Raw genomic sequence first — 15,615 nt, 5'->3', positions numbered from 1 at the left:
TCATGGCTGAAAACTTGAACACACACACAACCTCTCCCCTGAAGATCATTCCCCTGGGCGGTCTGGGCGAAATTGGCAAGAACACCTGGATCTTTCAGTACAACGACGAGATCATGCTCCTCGACGGTGGTCTCTCGTTTCCGACCGAGGAGATGCACGGCGTCAATCTCGTGCTGCCCAACATCGACTGGCTCATCGAAAACCAGGACAAGGTGATGGGCATGGTCGTCACCCACGGCCACGAGGACCACATCGGCGGCATCCCTTATCACCTCCAGCGCCTGCGCATCCCGGTGATCTACGGACCGCGCCTGGCCCTGGCGCTCCTCGGTGACAAGCTCAAAGAAGCGGAACTCTTAAACCGCACCGAACTTGTCAGCGTCGGTCCCCGCAGCACCGTGCGCGTCGGCAAGTACTTTTTAGTCGAGTACCTGCAGAACACCCACTCGATCGCCGATTCGTATACCCTCGCCATCCACACCCCGGTGGGCGTCGTGATCCACACCGGCGACTTCAAGTTCGACCACACGCCGGTGGATGGCCGCAAGTTCGACTATCAAAAGCTCGCCGAGCACGGCGAGAAGGGCGTGCTGTGTTTAATCAGCGACTCGACCAACGCCGAGGTACCGGGTTTTACGCCCTCCGAGCGCTCGGTCTACCCGAATCTTGAGCGCTACATCAAAGAAGCGCCGGGCCGGGTGATCGTCACCACCTTCGCCTCGTCGGTCCACCGCATCAACATGCTGCTTGAGATCGCTCAAAAGACCGGCAGAACTGTGAGCGTCGTCGGCCACTCGATGCTCAACATGATCGCCAAGGCCAAATCCCTGGGTCTGCTTGCCGACTTTCCCGAATCGCTGCTCCAGCCGGTGCCGGTGACGAACGGCCTGCCTCCTGAGCAGGTGCTGGTGCTCACCACCGGCTCCCAGGGTGAGCCGATGTCAGCCCTCACCCGCATCTCCAAGGGCGAGCACCGCCAGGTCAAGATCAAGACCGGCGACACGGTGATCTTCTCGGCCAACCCGATCCCCGGCAACACGATAAGCGTCGTGCGCGTCGTCGATCGGCTGATGCAGCTCGGAGCGAACGTGATCTACGGCAAGGAGCGCGGTATTCACGTGAGCGGCCACGGGGCGATCGAAGATCAAAAGCTGATGCTGGCCCTCACCCGGCCCCGCTTTTTCTTCCCCTGCCACGGCGAGTACCGGATGATCCGCCGCCACGCCCAGACTGCCCGGGAGATGGGGGTGCCGGCTGAAAATATCGTCCTTACCGAGAACGGCGATGTGGTCGGCCTCACTCCCGAAGCGATCCGGATCGTCGATAAGATTCCAGCCGGGATCGATCTGGTCGATGCCAGTCGCTCTTCGATGGTCAACGACAACGTGCTCAAGGAGCGCCAGCGCCTGGCAGAAGATGGCTTTGTCGCCGTCGCCATTGCCCTCACGCCCCAGGCCACCTTTGCCGCCCGGCCCCAGATCGCCGTCAAGGCCGTCGCCCGCTCCGCTGAGACGCGCAACCTCGAAGATGTGATCCGCACCGCCCTGGTGCGTGCCCAGGAGCGCTTCGGTGAATTTCGGCTGCCAGGGGAGGCGGGCGAGCCGGAGCAGTACGACTGGATGGCGATTCGCCAGTTACTGGAGCGCACCGTCAAGCAGGTGATCCGCGAGATGCTCCAGAGCTACCCGCTCATCCAGGTGCTCCTCCAGACGCCCCAGGTCGATTCAGCGGCTGTCCTGCCATCCCTGCCGCCCGTGCGCGGCGAGGCCGAGGCGCTACTCGCCCCGTAGGGCCCCAGAGTCGATGCTCGCCAGCCACTCCTTCAAGATCGCGTTTACCCGCAGCGCGTCCTCGTCGTGGGGGCAGTGGCCCAGCCCCGGCAGGGCGACAAAGCGCGCCTGGGGAGCGTAGTCGCTGAAGGTGCGGCCACGGGCGATGGGCGTCCAGGGGTCTTTTTCGCCCCAGAGAATGAGGAGCGGCGTGCGCACCAGCGGCAGCAGTTCCTCGGGGGTGGGACCGGCCTCGGCGGTGAGTACCGAGACAAAGACCTTTGCCGCTCCGGGATCGGTGGAGGGCCGGTAGAGCATCTCCACCAGTTCGTCGCTCACCGCCTCGCCGTTGCCGTAGACCTGGCGGAGCGTGTTGCGGATGTTGTGCTTTGAGCGGGCGTAGTCAAAGAAACGTTCCGCCAGGCCAGGAATGCGCAGCACCACCTGCATCGCTCCCATGATGGGCCGCACCAGCAACGGCAGTTCTTCAGGGCGGTGGGTAAGCCCACCGGCGCAGTTGAGCAGGGCCGTCGCCGCGACGCGCTCGGGCCGATGGGCGGTTGTGCTGAGGGCCACCAGCGCCCCGATCGAATTGCCGACCAGGACCGCCGGTGTGCCCACCACCTGCTCGCAAAAATCGATCAACTGTTCCTGCCACAGATCGATGCTGTAGCGCACATCCGGCTTGTCAGAAGCGCCAAAGCCCAGCCAGTCGAGGGCGTAGACCCGCCGCCCTGTAGCCAGCTCGCCAATATTCTTGCGCCAGTGCCCGACGCAGCCCCCGAAGCCGTGCAGCAGAACCACCGGAGCCTCGTCAGTATCCCCCGGTCCCGCCTGCCAGTAGCAGATGCGGTGAGCGCGCCACTGCCAGAAGCTTTCTACGGTCGAAGTCGGCTTGAGGTCGGCGAGCATTCCGGTCCCTTTCTTTACAAAGATTTACACTTGATTGTACCAGGGGCGGCCCGTCCGTCACCTGCCCCCTGCAGGCGATAGGATGAACGATGCCCGGCAGGAAGTCCGATGTCAGACGAACACTTTGAGCGCATCATTGCCCAGGCGCGCACGGCCCGCTCGCCGGCGGCGATCGCCCATCTGCTCAAGCCGGTCCTCTTCGAGATGGCTCCCGAGTTCGAGATTTTTCTGGAGCGGCTTGTGGCGACGACCCCGAGCGAATCGAGTGCAGCGCGCACGCTCAGGCTCATCGCCCGTGTCTGGCGGGAGTTGCAGTCGGCCAACGAGCGCGAGTTGCAGCTCAGGCAGTTCATTCGCGAACTGGCCAGTGCCGGGACGGAGGAGTGGCCCGCTTTGCTGGTGAACGGCATGGACCCGAACGGCAGGCTCGCTCTTTCTGACGACGAGTGGCAAAAAGTCGCCGCCCTGCTTGAGAAGCGAGAAGGGCTGCCAGTCGAGCTGGCCGTGAGCCTGCGCCAGAGCCTGGCGGTCTACTTGCGGATCGAGGCAAATCTGCTCGACTGGCTCTACACCGGCAACAGCACCCTCGGTTTTACCCGCACTGGCCCCTGGGGCAGTTGGGCGGCGCTTTTGCCTGTTGGTACGGCCCGCACGCTTCTAGAGGCCCTCGACCGGGGCGAAAGCGCCAGGGACTTTCTGGCGGCTGAATCGCTCGACGCGCTGGGCTGGATTGAATTGACGGTTCTGCTGCGGCGCATCGAGCGCCATCTGGTCCGCTCCTTCGAGCAGCGCTATCCGAACCTGCCTGCCACCTCCCGCGTCGCCGTCCTCGCTTCGACCTTTCTCACCTTTGCAATCTTTTGGGCCGACTTTGCCCAGGCCCTGGTCCGCCAGTCCGCCCTCTCGGAGGCGAGCTTTCAAAACGCCCTGCAGATCCTGCGCGCCTTTGCCTCCCAGCCGTACTTTCCCCTTTACGGCGGGCTATTGGCCATCTTCGACGGGCCGTACCTGCGGGCGGCCCTCACCTACATGGGCGAACCGCTGCGCCTCGGCTCGACGCCCATCGAAAAGGCGAAGCTGCTCAATTTGCTGGGTTACACCGCCCGGTTGCTGGGCGATTATCCGCGCTCGCTGGCGCTGCACCGCGAGGCGCTCGAAGCTCTAGAGGGCGAGAGCGACCCGCGCGTGCGGGTGGCCAACTTAATTAACCAGGGCAGCACCCAGCTGCGGTTGCGCGAGTTTGCGGCGGCGAGCGAACTGTTCGAGCGGGCGCTGGTCTACGCCCGCCAGGTGGGCGATCGGACGGGCCAGGCCCACGCCCTTGCCAACCTCGGCAACGCCTACAGTCTGGCGCTGCAGTTCGAGGAGGTGCTCGACCCCGAGCGCTACGAGCTGGCCGCAGCGTACCTGCAGCAGGGACTGGAAGCGAGCCGCCAGGCAAAGGAGCGGCCCGCCGAGATGGTCGCCCTCACCGGTCTCGGAGCGCTGCAGCTATTTTTGAACCGGGCGGAGGAGGCGCTGCCGCTGTTGGAGCAGAGCCTTCAGCTGGCGAGCGGCCTGGGGGATCTCTGGTGGGAAGGAACAGCCAGAGCCGCCCTGGCCGAGGCGCTCGTCAACCTCGATCGGCCCCTGCTCGCCGTGGGCCAGGCGGCGATCGCGATGCTCACCCTCGATCGGGTGGGCTCAATCGACTGGCGACAGCCGGCAAGTTTACTCGTCGTGCTCCGCACCCGGCTGGGGGACGATTTTAACCAGGCGCTGCAGGCGGCCAAGCTGGGCGAAGGAGCCCTCGGGCGCGTCGAAGCCCTGCTGCGCCTCTATCTTGAGCCGAGAAGCAGCTGAGGTTTCGTCCAATTTGGGGAGAGCTGAACCTGCAACCGGTCGGACCAGTCCAAAAAGGCGTATCGCACAGGAGGCAGAGGATTTATGCGCAAAGCTTTCCCTCTCGGGCTCGCTCTTGTATTTGTCGTCGCTTCCGCCTACCCCTCACTGGCCCAGTTCCGTAGAGGCGGCTTCGGCGGAGGTTTTCGTGGCGGCGCAGGCTTCAATCGCGGTGGTTTTGGCCAGCGCGGCATCAGCAACTTCAACGGCACGACGACCCGCAGCTACACCCCCGGTGAAGGCATCACCCGCACCACCGACGGCAGTGCCACCGGTCCGCGCGGCAACACCTTTGACGTCAACGGCACGACGACGCGCAGCTACACGCCGGGCGAGGGCGTGAACCGGACGACCACCGGTACGGTGACTGGCCCCGGCGGCAACACCTACGATGTCAACCGCAGCGCCAATACCACCTCCAACGGCAACGGCTTCGACCGCACGAGCACCTCGACGATCACCAACAGCGCCGGTCAGAACGTCGGCACCAAGACGACGACGACCGACTACACCAAGGGCACAGGCTACACCAAAGACACTACCTTTACGGGCCCGAACGGCAAGACGACGACGGTGGACTCCTCGGTGACCAAAAACACCGACGGCAGTTTTACTAAAGACAAGACGATCACCGGCCCGAACGGCAAGACGACGACGGTCGATTCGACCCTCACCCGCAATCCGGAAGGCGGCTTCACCCGCGACAGCTCCGTGACCGGCCCGAAGGGCAATTCTGGCACCATCGATACGACGGTCACCAAGAACCCCGACGGTGGCTTCACCCGTTCGACGACGGTGACGCCGACCACCCCCGCCCCGACCGAGACGACCCCGGCCCCGTCGCCTACCCCATAATCTCCGCTCCAGTAAACTGGGGCAATGTGGTACAAAATCCCCCGTTGTCCCCGTTTGCTGGCTGTCTTGTTCGCGTTAGCCGGTGTCCATTCGCCGGTACGGGCGCAGAGCGATCTGGGCGCAGCGCTTTTTGCCCAGATCCAGCAGTGCCTGGTCAAAAAATTGCCCAACCTGCAGCGGGCTAAGAGCGAAGCGCTGAGCGCCGCCTCCCAGCAGTGTTTTTTTAACGTCGTCGTCCTCGACGAGCGGGGAGCGCGCCGCATCGACGCCAACGAGCGCACCCTGGCCGTTCTGCAGACCAGCGGCGTCAGGCTTCCTGTGCGCAGCGGCGAAGGCGAAGCGACCGTACCGCTCGGGAAATTGTTGCTTCGTAGCCAGTCCACCGGCGTCTACACGGTGGCGGTGACCATTGCCGGTCGCAAACAGGATTTTCTGCTCGACACCGGAGCGGACAGCACGATTATCTCGGCTGCTCTGGCCCGGCAACTGCGCCTGCCCAGTTCCCCTGTCCCGATTCCCGGCGAAGTCTTCAGCCAGGGGGTGATCGGCCATTCGCGCCGCTCAGGCCGGGTGGAGGCATCGGCCTATTATCTGCCGGTGCTCGGCGTCGGCACTGCCCGCCTGCAGCAGTTGATGGCGGTCAGTCTGCCCCTGGCTTACATCCCCGGTCAAAAAGCCGGAATCCTGGGCCTCAACGCGATCAGCGCCTTCGACATGGTGATCGACCCGCGCATACCCGAACTGCGGCTGCTCAGGCCGAGTGCCCCTCCGGCAGGAGCGATCCCGCTTACGGGCCAGTCGGGGCTGCTCACCGCCGCCGTCACGATCGCCGGTGCCGGTCCCTTTCGCTTTGCCCTCGATACGGGGGCGGGTGTGAGCCTCCTCTCCAAAAATCTGGCCCGCCAGCTCGCTTTGGATACCACCCCATCGCGGACAGTCAATCTGCTGGGCTTTGGCGGCAGCCAGGGCGGTCAGCTCGTCACCCTGCCGGGTTTGAGCCTGGGTCCGGTTTCACTGGCAAACGTGCAGGCGGTCGTGCTCGCGACGCCGCTACTGGATCAGACGGGCCTCGACGGTCTGGTGGGCCAGAATTTTCTCAATCACTTCCGCCAGCACTGGCGCTTTGCGCCGCCCAATCCCCTGGGCATCGTGCCGGAAGGAACACTGGAACTGGAGCGGCAGTAGGATGGGGGCAAACTGAGAGCTGGCCTTGAATACTCTCCCCGTCATCTATACCGAGCGCTTCCTCGAACACGACACTGGCCCCTGGCACCCGGAGCGGCCCGAGCGCCTCGTTGCCGTCGTCGAGCACCTGCGCGCGGCCCCTTTTTCGTCGCGCCTGATCTGGCGCGAGCCCCGCGCCGCCAGCCCTGAGCAACTGGGCTGGATCCACGACGCTTCCCTTATCAAGACAGTCGAGGCAGCTTCAAAAAAGGGCGGCGGTGCCCTCGACCCCGACACGATCGTGAGCCCGCTCAGTTTTGATGTGGCTCTGCTTGCCGCCGGAGGCTGGCTCGATGGCGTCGATGCAGTTCTATCGAATAACGAACCGGCCTGGGTTCTGGCCCGCCCGCCTGGCCACCACGCCGAGCGCGACCGGGCGATGGGTTTTTGCTTGTTCTCCAACGCCGCCCTCGCTGCCCACTACGCCCTGCGCGTCCACCACCTCGAACGGGTCGCCGTCCTCGACTGGGACGTTCACCACGGCAACGGCACCCAGCAACTGTGCTGGTCCGAACCGCGCCTTGCCTACGTCTCGCTGCACCAGTCGCCCCAGTATCCCGGCACCGGCCACACGGGCGAAACGGGCGGCTCCGGCAACGTGCTCAACGTACCGCTTCCTGCCGGCTCTGATCGCAGTACCTACCAGCGGGCCTTTACAAAACAGATCTGGCCCTTTCTGGAGCGCTTCGAGGCGCAACTGTTGATCGTGAGCGCCGGTTTCGACGCCCACAGCGCCGATCCGCTGGCTGAGATGTGCCTACAAGCGAGCGACTACGGCGAGTTTGCCCGCCAGTGCCTGAACTACACCCGCCGGGTGCTCTTCGGCCTCGAAGGTGGCTACGACCTCGACGCTCTCGCTGCCTCGGTCCTCGCCGTCACCGAAGCCTGTCTGCAACCGATTTGATTTATAGCGCGAAGACCAGATTATTTACGGTTTTCGCGACTGTGCCAGACGCGGACAATGACGAGCGTCTGCTCACTAATGATGTAACGCAGGACATAGCTTCCTGCGCCAAACGGAATGAAGAACTCCCTTCGCTCTGTGCCATCGTTCATCGAGTGGCCAAGCTCTGGAAAAGTGCTGAGAGTGTTTGTGCCTTTTTGCAGAGCCTGCGCAGCGCGTACAGCTGCTTCCGGATTCTTCTCCTGTAGAAAATTGATCAAGCGTCCGGTGTCCTCGACCGCCTCAGGCAACCAGACTATCCCTGATCTGTCATTTTGAGAGTTATTAACGAAGGCACGGCGTTTCAGGCCACGAAAAATCAACCTTTCACCCCGGTTTGACAGTTCAGGGCTATTTGGGGCACGGCTGCTCATTACCGGTACCGATACTTCCTAGCCATGCGCTGACTTGCTCATGGGGAATAGCATGGTTGAGAGTCTGGTAACGTTGCCAGCGTTCTACATCCTCTTGTTTTTCACGCTCGTAAGCTTCTTCCCGTTCCACATACTCTTCGATCGCCGTTCGCATCAACCAGTGTGGCGTGCGCGCTTTCAGCACCCCCAGCTGCTTCAAACGGTTATGCAGTGTCTCGTCCAGCTTTACACCCGTGTTCACTATCTTAGACATGCCAACCTGTCGCGGTAAAACTTCTTACAACCTTTTTATACTCTGTTTGTCTTGAAGGCAAGCAGTGTTCCCTCTGCGCGAGTGGCAAATCTGGACGAGCTGGATAGCCTACCCTTAGCATGGTTACGTAAACACATTTTTAGATCTTGAGCCCTGCAAGCAGTCCTTCCCCCCTTGGAAAGCTGACCAGCCTCCAGGCCGGTTGGGCTCGCTTTCAGTAGACTGTGATGGGCCTGTTTCGTGTATCCAGCCGTTGACCCGCGTCTCTTTCCGCAATCTACTGTTGCTATTCGTCCTGGTCGCGCTCGTTGCTGTTGTCCTCTGGCTCCTTTTTGGACGTAAGCGAGCAGTTCCTCCTCCACCTCCGAGCGTTCATCTGCTTTTGGGTAACCCGAGCGGAGCGACGGCTGAAGTGCGAAACGTCAACAACTATCTGATGCTTAAACCCCAGTACGCCCTCTCCTACAACGCGACGAAGGGCATTCCCAACTGGGTAAGCTGGCAGCTCAACCGCTCCTGGCTGGGAACGAGCGACCGCCAGAACGACTTTCGCCCCGATAGGAGCCTGCCCCCCGGCTACGGGCGCATTGCCCCGTCCGACTACACCGGCAGCGGCTACGACCGGGGTCACCAGTGCCCCTCCGCCGATCGCACCCGCAGCATCCAGGACAACTCTGCGACGTTTTTGATGACGAACATGATTCCCCAGGCACCGGACCTCAACCGGGGACCGTGGGAAAAACTGGAAAGCTACTCGCGTACCCTGGCCAGTGAAGGCAAAGAACTATATATCGTCGCCGGCGTCGCCGGTACCCAGGGCACGATCGGCGGACGGGTGAGCGTTCCAGCGAGCAGCTGGAAGGTAATCGTCGTGCTCGATCGGCCAGGATTGGGACTGGCGGGTATAAACAAAAATACGCGGGTGATCGCTGTGCTGATGCCAAACCAGGCAGGCATCAAGCAAAGTAGCTGGCGGCGCTTTCGAGTCAGCGTAGACCAGATTGAAAAAGAAACTGGCTACGAGTTGCTCTCCTCGCTGCCCGAAGATGTGCAGGCGGTGATTGAAGGTCAATCGGATAGAAGCCGATGAATTTATACGGGTACCGCAAAGACAGCCGCTACCAGTTTGTAATAATGGCCGTTGTACGGCTGCCCAAGGCTGACCGTGAACAGTAATCGGCTGTTTGCATCTGGACAGTACCCGATGTCCTCGTTGGTGTAGAGAGTGTCTGGTTCTTCAATCACTGAGCACCGCTCCTCCCAGGCAGGATCTGTCACGGCCAGATCGTATCGAGCCTGAGCCAGGCGAAAGCGCACGCGCACCTGACGTTTTCCTTTGCCTGTCAATTTCCAGTACCAGAAGATTTGCTCAGGTAACACCAATGCTAAGGAGGACTGTGCAGGATTTGCAGCAGAAAAATGCGCCTGCTCAATGTGATTGGTCTGGCTACCCAGCAGTTCTGGTCCAGGCTCCAGACGCCTCTGCAATCGATCAAGGCGTACTTTGCCATCGGGGGAACTCACACAGCGAAAAGAACCCGCTACAGCGGTCCAGTTTTCGGGTTGGTGCCACTCGGGGCAGACATCTATCAATTCGACGCTGATGCGATCGAGAATTTTGGGCTCGCTTCCATCGGGATAACTGCACTCCTCGACAGTAAGCGCCCCTTTTTCTGCAGTCCCGATCGGTCGTAGCCAACCCTGGCGGTCGTAGCGCAGACCTGCGATGCAGCGAGCCTGGTATTTGCGCGAGTTTGCCAGGCAGAGAATCTCAAAGCGAGGCATTCAAACACTCCAAAGGGTTGACAAAAGCATACCCTAAAGATGTTTAATCAAGAGAGATTCCCAGCACTGCTGCAGATACTCCAGTGCCAGACGTCGATGGCAGTGCTCCGCTGTGAACTCGCTACACAGTAAAACTGTGGGCAGATCAAAAACCGTTGGATCTATTCGCTTCTCCACCTGACGCTGGTGCATCAACGCAAGAAATCGCCGTTGATAGTCCTCCCAGTTACATTTGCCGCTCCTGTAGGCAGTGAGCATCTGAGCAGTCGGAGCCAGCAAAGGTTCGTGCCTGTACTCTGCCTTGCAAATAGCCTCGAGAAAAAAAGCGAGATCGTCCTTCTTAGCAAAGGCAGCTAATTGTGAGGTGTTACTGAGCCGAACATCGAGCAGGCGCTTGATCCCAATTGAACGGAGAGTGTTAAAAAAGCTCGCCGCCGATCGCTTTGTGAAGCCAATTGTATAGACGGTGGACATGAATTTACAGTTCCAGCAAGGAGAGCTGTTGGGCAACTGCATTGGGTAACTGTGCCTGCACACCCGGTTCGCTCACTCCCCGTTCGCGGCGATCGAGCCATTCGATGGCCTGCTTGAGCACATCACCGTGGCAGGCAACTTCCCTGTCAGGCCGCTTGCACCAACAGACGAGGACAAGTTCACGCTGATAGGCCAACTGCTGCAAGCGGCACAACTCATCGAGGACTGGGCCGCCTTGTTTGAGCTTTTGCCAGAGCCAGCGCCTGTACTTTTCGATCACTTCCTGGCGATTACCGTCCTGGCCGAGGACGAAAGGGTTACCAAGGACTGATGGTCTGCCGATGTATTCGCCAGCAACAGGTTCATAGTGCTTATTAATGACGCGAATCTGCATGGCAAATAGACAACCTGGCTCCTACTTTAGCACTGAATGTTTGCCCGAATAAAAGAGCTGCAAGGCTAAAGTACCTGCCAGTGCTGCAATCCCTCTAAAAGCCCTGCTGCACAGCGTTGTCTGGCGCGGTAGATGGGCAGATGTTCGTTGATGTCGAGCCAGCGCACCAGTTCAGCGCGGGCATTGCCTACTGCAATTCCCAGGCTGCCGGTTTCAAACAGTCCCTGATCGTTTCCTGAGTCGCCGCAGACGACAGTGGTCGAAGCGGTAAAGCCCCAGCGCTCCTGCAGGTGGCGCACGGCCTGGCCTTTGCCCGCACCGATGGGCAGAATGTCGAGATCGCGGTCGCTCGAGTAGACGATCTGCGCTTCGATGCCGGCAGCGGCAAGCTGAGCGCGCAGTGTAGAGATCACGGTCTTTGCCTGCTCAGGAGCAAGAAAGAAGCTGCGCTTGAAGGGGTTTTGCTCGCCAGCGGGTTGGGGGATGAGGGAGTCGGCGTGGCCCAGGGCTATCTTATCGATGAGCGCCATGTCCCAGTTCACCTTGAGCCGCTGCCACCAATCTTGATCCGCTTGCTCGGGCGACTGCTCGTAGGAGATGGCCGTGCCGACACCGCTAATCAGGGCCGCCGGAGCCAGCAGCCCCGCCTCGGCAATCAGAGCCTGGGCCGAGGCGGGAGAGCGGCCAGTGGCGTAGACCAACACAATCTCCGGCGGCTGCAGGTGGCGGTTGAGCTGTCTTAGCGCTTCTCGATCTTCTGGACAGGGACCGACCAGAGTATCGTCCAGGTCGGTGACGATGAGCCACTTGCCCGTGGCCATCGTCTAGGCCACCGACTGGGAAGCGGCGCGCACCTTGAGCTTGCGGGCGGCAAGATGCTCGAAGAGGCGGCCCAGGCGGCGGCTCACCCCAGCCCAGGTGAAGTGGCTGTGGATGCGCTGGACACTCGCCCTGGACAGTTCGCTGCGCAGGTTCGGGTTGGCGATTATCCGGCCAATAGCAGCCGCAAAACGATCCGCATCGTGGGGCGGCACCAGCAGGCCGGTCTGGCCATCGACGACGCTGTAGCAAAGACCGCCGACGGCGCTCGCCACTACCGGCGTACCGCAGGCCATCGCCTCGATCGCCACCAGGCCAAAAGGCTCGTAGTGGCTGGGTACAACGCAGACATCCGCCGCCGTGTAGTAGGCCGGTAGATCCGCCTGGTCGATGCGTCCGGCAAAGCGCGTGCGATCGGCGATGCCAACTTCATCGACGATGCTGCGGATGCGCTCGAACTCCTGGCCGTCGCCGCGATCGGAAGTGTAGCCGCCGCCAATCACCAGGCGCACCGGCTCGCTCATCTGGGCAACGGCCCGGACCAGCGTCTCGATCCCTTTTCTTTTGTCGAAGCGACCGACGTAGAGGACGACCTTTTCATTTTCGTCAAAGCCCAATTCCTGGCGGGCCTGGGCGCGATCGACGCGGCTGAAGTGCGAGACATCGACGCCGCAGGGAATGATATCGATGAGCCCCTTGTGGGAGACGTAGCTGCGCATGTGCTCCGCCTCTTGGGGGCTGGTGGCAACCACCCGATCGGCCTGTTCGAGAATCCGGCGCTCGCCTGAGAGGCGCAACTGGGCGGAGGGCGGTACTTCGGCGACGTTCATGTACTTGATCGCACCCAGGGAGTGGTAAGTATGCACCACAGGCACGCCGAACCGGTCGCCCATCGCCAGCCCGACGATGCCCGAATGCCAGTAGTGAGTGTGTATGGCCGTATAACCGCGCCGCTTGACGTAGGGTGTCAGGCTCTCGATAAAGTGTGGAATGTAAGTATGCAGGTCGTCGCGCCGAACAAATTCGAGAGGACCAGCCGCGAGCCGAATGGTGCGACAGTTGGGCGCTTCCTCGACGATCTCCGGCTGCGTCTTATCGATTCGCCTGGTGAACATGTCTACTTCATATCCCAGGGAAGCCAGGTGGCGGCCAACCTCACGAACATAGACGTTTTGCCCCCCCGCTTCCTCCGCACCGATGACCGCTGAAGGATCACCGTTCACAGAGACAAGCGCAATCCGCCCGTACATAAGTAGTCTCCCAAGATTTCGTTTTTTAGTTCTATGGAACTTAACTAACATTCAGGATGCCCTGCCGGAAGCAAGCAATTCTTCTGTCATCGGACAGATAAACGCCCGACGAATAGCGTATTTCGGCCAATATACGGTCCGGCGCGGGTACTTTGCTGGACCTATCCGCCGAAAGAGGGACGCACGAATGTGTTCTAGAACACCACCATGAAGGAATGAAAAGCTGGCATCTGCGCTGAACGATTGATTGCGCATTGCGGGGCGCTGGTGCTTTCACTGCAAGGGTAAGGAGTCCTCATTATGCGTCGCATGTTCGCTTTTGCCACTGCTGCTGCACTTCTGGCGGCGGCCATTCCTGTCGGTGCCATCCAGTTCGCCAACGGCGAGACGGCCTTCAACCACATTCCCACCCTGATAGGCTACAGCCTTTCGGATCGGACCCTTGATGCCCGCGCCTACTACAACGTCCGCATCCAGGTGCCCCAGGACAGCGACATCGGTCTGGGCCGCATCGTTCTGGGCCTGGCCAACCCAAACAATCCGAACACCTTTGCGCCGGTGCCGGGGAGCAACGACGTGATCGCCACCGAGAGTTCACCGAGCGAGGCGATGCCCGTAACGGTGACGGTAGGCAGCAACAACGGTGTGCGCTTTGACCGTCAGGTCATCAACGGTGCCGCTCAACTGGACGGCTCGCAACTGGCCGTCACCTTCGACAAGCCCATTCCGGCAGGCAGCCAGGTCAATGTCGAGTGGTATGGCCGCAACCCGGCCACCGAGGGCACCTATCTCGTCGATGTGGTCGCTTTCCCGAGTGGCGATGCTCCCCGTGGGCAGTTCCTCGGCTTTGCCCGCTACAACGTCGGCACCAACCTCTAAAACCGGTAACACGTCTGTACGAGGTGCAACCTGTCGGGCACCTCGTACTTCTGGCGGGAACACTTCCAGACGGCAACGGTCTGGTTAAACTATCAGGTAGTGCGCAGTAGCAGCGATGAAGCGCGTCTGGATGTGTTCTTTTGGGTTAGGGCTGGTGCTGTGGGCAGCAGGATATCCGGCGGCATCCCAGGTTCCTGCTCCTGCCAGTCCCCCCGCTGCCCCCCAGGCAGCCCCGACCGGTGGGGGGGACACCCTCGATGTGAGCTGGACCAAGCCTTACGCCGAGGCCGTGCAGAGCAAGAGCGATCTATTAATTCTCAACCAGCCCCTCGATGCGACGATGACCCGCCTGGAGCTGGCGCGCTGGTTGATGAACGTCTTTGACTTTAAGTTTGTACCCGGCAAAAAAGAAGCGCCCCTCAAAGACGTGCCCAGGCGCGGTCCAGACTATCTCAACGTCCAGGCACTGCTGCAGGCCGGGGTGATGGCCACTTTTCCAGGAGGGGTCTTCAAGCCCCAGGGCGATCTGACCCGGCTCGAAGCGCTCGCCATCTTCGATCGGGCTCTCAAGCTCACCGCCCCTAGTAAACCGATCGTCGATAGCTGGCTCAAACTCTACAAGGACGCAGGCTCGGTGCCCCAGGCGGGCCGCGAGTTTATTGCCGCCGCCGCCCAGGCAGGCTTGATCATCAACGTCCCGGCTGCCGATACCCTCAGTACCGACGATGTACTTACCCGGGGCGAAATGGCCGTGCTGCTGCACCAGGGGCTGGTCTATCAAAAGAAACTGGCGGCGGTCGAGCCGCCGGTGGCCCAGCTCAAGATTGAAAAACCGGCGATTGCGTCCATCGACGTGCAGCCGGCCAGCCGCGTTCTTCCTGGTCAGACGGTGACGATCACCGCCCAGGGCACCCCCGGTGCCACAAGCAGCTTCGATCTGGGCGATCTGGCCAACAATGTTGCGATGAAGGAGACGACCCCCGGCCAGTACATCGGCACCTACAAGGTGGCGGATCGAGATGCGGTGGTCAATCCGACCGTGGTCGTTCACCTCGATCGCGGCGGTCTCACCGCCCAGGCCCAGCGCATCGCGAGACTCGAAGTGGGCGAGGTGCGCGCCGCCCAGGCTCCAGCAAACCAGCCCGACAACTACGACTACGACGATCCAGCCGCTTCCCAGCCGCCGCCCCGGCGCTCCAGCAATTCCCCAGGCGACTACTCGCGGCGGGCTGGGGGCTTTAACGACGACTACGGCACCGGTTCGAGCCGCTCCTACAATAGCTCGCCCAACTTTCCAGACGACAACGGCTTTCCTGCTGCACCTCCCATCGGTGGCAGCTACGGCAATAGCCGCTCCGCAGGCCGCTTTGGCAGCGGCAATCCGCCCATCGCCTCCACGCGGCGGGGTGGAGACCTCTTCAATCCACCCAGCCCCTTCGAGCCTGTTCAGCCCGCCGGCAACCTGCGCATCCAGCAGGTGAGTTTTGACCCGGTCAACCGCGTGCTCAATACCGGCGACATTCTCACCGTCTCCTGTGCCGGGGACAGCGGCGGCAAAGCCACCTTCAAGATCGCGGGCGTTACAGGGCCGATCAAGATGAAAGAAATCTCTCCCGGCTTCTACGAGGGCAGAGTCCAGATCGGCAAAAACATCAACGTTCCGGGCGGCACGATCGAAGTCGCTCTTGAGCGCAACGGCCAGCGGATCACCCGCACCATTCCGCAGCCTATCAACATCTCCTCGCTGCCGTGAGGGGCTGTGGGTTCGCAGGTCAAGGCATCGCATAGACTGGCGGAGCCGGC

The 15,615-nt window shown here is 61.5% G+C and carries 16 protein-coding genes; 8 read left to right on the top strand and 8 right to left on the bottom strand.

What is annotated here, in order from left to right:
- The first annotated feature begins 14 nt into the window (after positions 1-14).
- Positions 15-1,790 carry a ribonuclease J gene (locus tag GKIL_RS20115; RefSeq protein ID WP_245595874.1) on the top strand — a complete coding sequence of 592 codons (1,776 nt, stop codon included), beginning with the start codon at positions 15-17 and terminating at the stop codon, positions 1,788-1,790.
- On the opposite strand, the gene GKIL_RS20110 is transcribed toward GKIL_RS20115, so the two are convergent.
- Positions 1,776-2,681, bottom strand: coding sequence for an alpha/beta fold hydrolase (locus tag GKIL_RS20110; protein ID WP_023175708.1), 906 nt, complete (start codon positions 2,679-2,681; stop codon positions 1,776-1,778). The two genes, GKIL_RS20115 and GKIL_RS20110, sit on opposite strands and share 15 nt — an antisense overlap.
- A gap of 108 nt (positions 2,682-2,789) precedes the next feature.
- Between GKIL_RS20110 and GKIL_RS20105 the strand changes: the two genes are divergently transcribed.
- The 4 genes from GKIL_RS20105 (at position 2,790) to GKIL_RS20085 (ending at position 7,545) form a co-directional block, all read left to right on the top strand.
- Positions 2,790-4,523: a tetratricopeptide repeat protein gene (locus GKIL_RS20105; protein WP_023175706.1), complete on the top strand. Its 1,734-nt coding sequence runs from the start codon at positions 2,790-2,792 to the stop codon at positions 4,521-4,523.
- Positions 4,524-4,607: 84 nt separating this feature from the next.
- Positions 4,608-5,417 carry a hypothetical protein gene (locus GKIL_RS23055; RefSeq protein ID WP_023175705.1) on the top strand — a complete coding sequence of 270 codons (810 nt, stop codon included), beginning with the start codon at positions 4,608-4,610 and terminating at the stop codon, positions 5,415-5,417.
- A gap of 66 nt (positions 5,418-5,483) precedes the next feature.
- Entirely contained in the window at positions 5,484-6,602 is a 1,119-nt protein-coding gene (locus GKIL_RS20090) for a retroviral-like aspartic protease family protein (protein WP_187293848.1), read from the top strand.
- A gap of 25 nt (positions 6,603-6,627) precedes the next feature.
- Entirely contained in the window at positions 6,628-7,545 is a 918-nt protein-coding gene (locus GKIL_RS20085; RefSeq protein ID WP_023175702.1) for a histone deacetylase family protein, read from the top strand.
- Positions 7,546-7,565: 20 nt separating this feature from the next.
- On the opposite strand, the gene GKIL_RS20080 is transcribed toward GKIL_RS20085, so the two are convergent.
- Positions 7,566-7,958, bottom strand: a complete 393-nt coding sequence (locus GKIL_RS20080) for a type II toxin-antitoxin system RelE/ParE family toxin (protein WP_081705326.1) — start codon at positions 7,956-7,958, stop codon at positions 7,566-7,568.
- Positions 7,936-8,211, bottom strand: coding sequence for a CopG family ribbon-helix-helix protein (locus tag GKIL_RS20075; RefSeq protein ID WP_023175700.1), 276 nt, complete (start codon positions 8,209-8,211; stop codon positions 7,936-7,938). Before GKIL_RS20075 ends, GKIL_RS20080 begins: the two co-directional genes overlap by 23 nt.
- A gap of 412 nt (positions 8,212-8,623) precedes the next feature.
- Here GKIL_RS20075 and GKIL_RS20070 point away from each other — a divergent pair, with 412 nt between their 5' ends.
- Positions 8,624-9,301 (top strand): DNA/RNA non-specific endonuclease, encoded by a 678-nt coding sequence (locus tag GKIL_RS20070; protein WP_245595873.1) that lies wholly within the window; start codon positions 8,624-8,626, stop codon positions 9,299-9,301.
- Between the two features lie 2 nt (positions 9,302-9,303).
- Here GKIL_RS20070 and GKIL_RS20065 read toward each other — a convergent pair whose 3' ends face one another.
- From GKIL_RS20065 to GKIL_RS20045, 5 genes are all read right to left on the bottom strand, one after another.
- A complete protein-coding gene (locus GKIL_RS20065) occupies positions 9,304-9,996 on the bottom strand; it encodes a dual OB domain-containing protein (protein WP_023175697.1) in 693 nt (230 codons plus the stop codon).
- 33 nt (positions 9,997-10,029) lie between these two features.
- Positions 10,030-10,470 (bottom strand): DUF488 domain-containing protein, encoded by a 441-nt coding sequence (locus tag GKIL_RS20060; RefSeq protein ID WP_023175695.1) that lies wholly within the window; start codon positions 10,468-10,470, stop codon positions 10,030-10,032.
- Positions 10,471-10,474: 4 nt separating this feature from the next.
- Entirely contained in the window at positions 10,475-10,864 is a 390-nt protein-coding gene (locus GKIL_RS23920) for a DUF4326 domain-containing protein (protein WP_023175694.1), read from the bottom strand.
- 65 nt (positions 10,865-10,929) lie between these two features.
- Positions 10,930-11,685, bottom strand: a complete 756-nt coding sequence (locus GKIL_RS20050) for a sucrose-phosphate phosphatase (RefSeq protein ID WP_023175693.1) — start codon at positions 11,683-11,685, stop codon at positions 10,930-10,932.
- 3 nt (positions 11,686-11,688) lie between these two features.
- Positions 11,689-12,933 carry a glycosyltransferase family 4 protein gene (locus GKIL_RS20045; protein WP_023175692.1) on the bottom strand — a complete coding sequence of 415 codons (1,245 nt, stop codon included), beginning with the start codon at positions 12,931-12,933 and terminating at the stop codon, positions 11,689-11,691.
- Between the two features lie 300 nt (positions 12,934-13,233).
- Between GKIL_RS20045 and GKIL_RS20040 the strand changes: the two genes are divergently transcribed.
- Positions 13,234-13,812, top strand: a complete 579-nt coding sequence (locus GKIL_RS20040; protein ID WP_023175691.1) for a DUF2808 domain-containing protein — start codon at positions 13,234-13,236, stop codon at positions 13,810-13,812.
- A 115-nt stretch (positions 13,813-13,927) separates the two neighbouring features.
- Positions 13,928-15,565, top strand: coding sequence for an S-layer homology domain-containing protein (locus GKIL_RS23045; RefSeq protein ID WP_023175690.1), 1,638 nt, complete (start codon positions 13,928-13,930; stop codon positions 15,563-15,565).
- Positions 15,566-15,615: the final 50 nt, after the last annotated feature.

This window comes from Gloeobacter kilaueensis JS1, from assembly GCF_000484535.1.
GTDB classification, from domain to species: domain Bacteria; phylum Cyanobacteriota; class Cyanobacteriia; order Gloeobacterales; family Gloeobacteraceae; genus Gloeobacter; species Gloeobacter kilaueensis.
Note: the sequence above shows the minus strand (reverse complement) of the source record. Positions and strands in the feature narration are given on the sequence as shown.

What these genes read in the sequence shown, in the direction of transcription:
- GKIL_RS20065 (WP_023175697.1), bottom strand. Translation starts at nt 9,996, where the DNA reads ATGCCTCGCTTTGAGATTCTCTGCCTGGCAAACTCGCGCAAATACCAG.
- GKIL_RS20060 (WP_023175695.1), bottom strand. Translation starts at nt 10,470, where the DNA reads ATGTCCACCGTCTATACAATTGGCTTCACAAAGCGATCGGCGGCGAGC.
- GKIL_RS20075 (WP_023175700.1), bottom strand. Translation starts at nt 8,211, where the DNA reads ATGTCTAAGATAGTGAACACGGGTGTAAAGCTGGACGAGACACTGCAT.
- GKIL_RS20050 (WP_023175693.1), bottom strand. Translation starts at nt 11,685, where the DNA reads ATGGCCACGGGCAAGTGGCTCATCGTCACCGACCTGGACGATACTCTG.
- GKIL_RS20105 (WP_023175706.1), top strand. Translation starts at nt 2,790, where the DNA reads ATGTCAGACGAACACTTTGAGCGCATCATTGCCCAGGCGCGCACGGCC.
- GKIL_RS20080 (WP_081705326.1), bottom strand. Translation starts at nt 7,958, where the DNA reads ATGAGCAGCCGTGCCCCAAATAGCCCTGAACTGTCAAACCGGGGTGAA.
- GKIL_RS20040 (WP_023175691.1), top strand. Translation starts at nt 13,234, where the DNA reads ATGCGTCGCATGTTCGCTTTTGCCACTGCTGCTGCACTTCTGGCGGCG.
- GKIL_RS23055 (WP_023175705.1), top strand. Translation starts at nt 4,608, where the DNA reads ATGCGCAAAGCTTTCCCTCTCGGGCTCGCTCTTGTATTTGTCGTCGCT.
- GKIL_RS20110 (WP_023175708.1), bottom strand. Translation starts at nt 2,681, where the DNA reads ATGCTCGCCGACCTCAAGCCGACTTCGACCGTAGAAAGCTTCTGGCAG.
- GKIL_RS20045 (WP_023175692.1), bottom strand. Translation starts at nt 12,933, where the DNA reads ATGTACGGGCGGATTGCGCTTGTCTCTGTGAACGGTGATCCTTCAGCG.
- GKIL_RS23920 (WP_023175694.1), bottom strand. Translation starts at nt 10,864, where the DNA reads ATGCAGATTCGCGTCATTAATAAGCACTATGAACCTGTTGCTGGCGAA.
- GKIL_RS23045 (WP_023175690.1), top strand. Translation starts at nt 13,928, where the DNA reads ATGAAGCGCGTCTGGATGTGTTCTTTTGGGTTAGGGCTGGTGCTGTGG.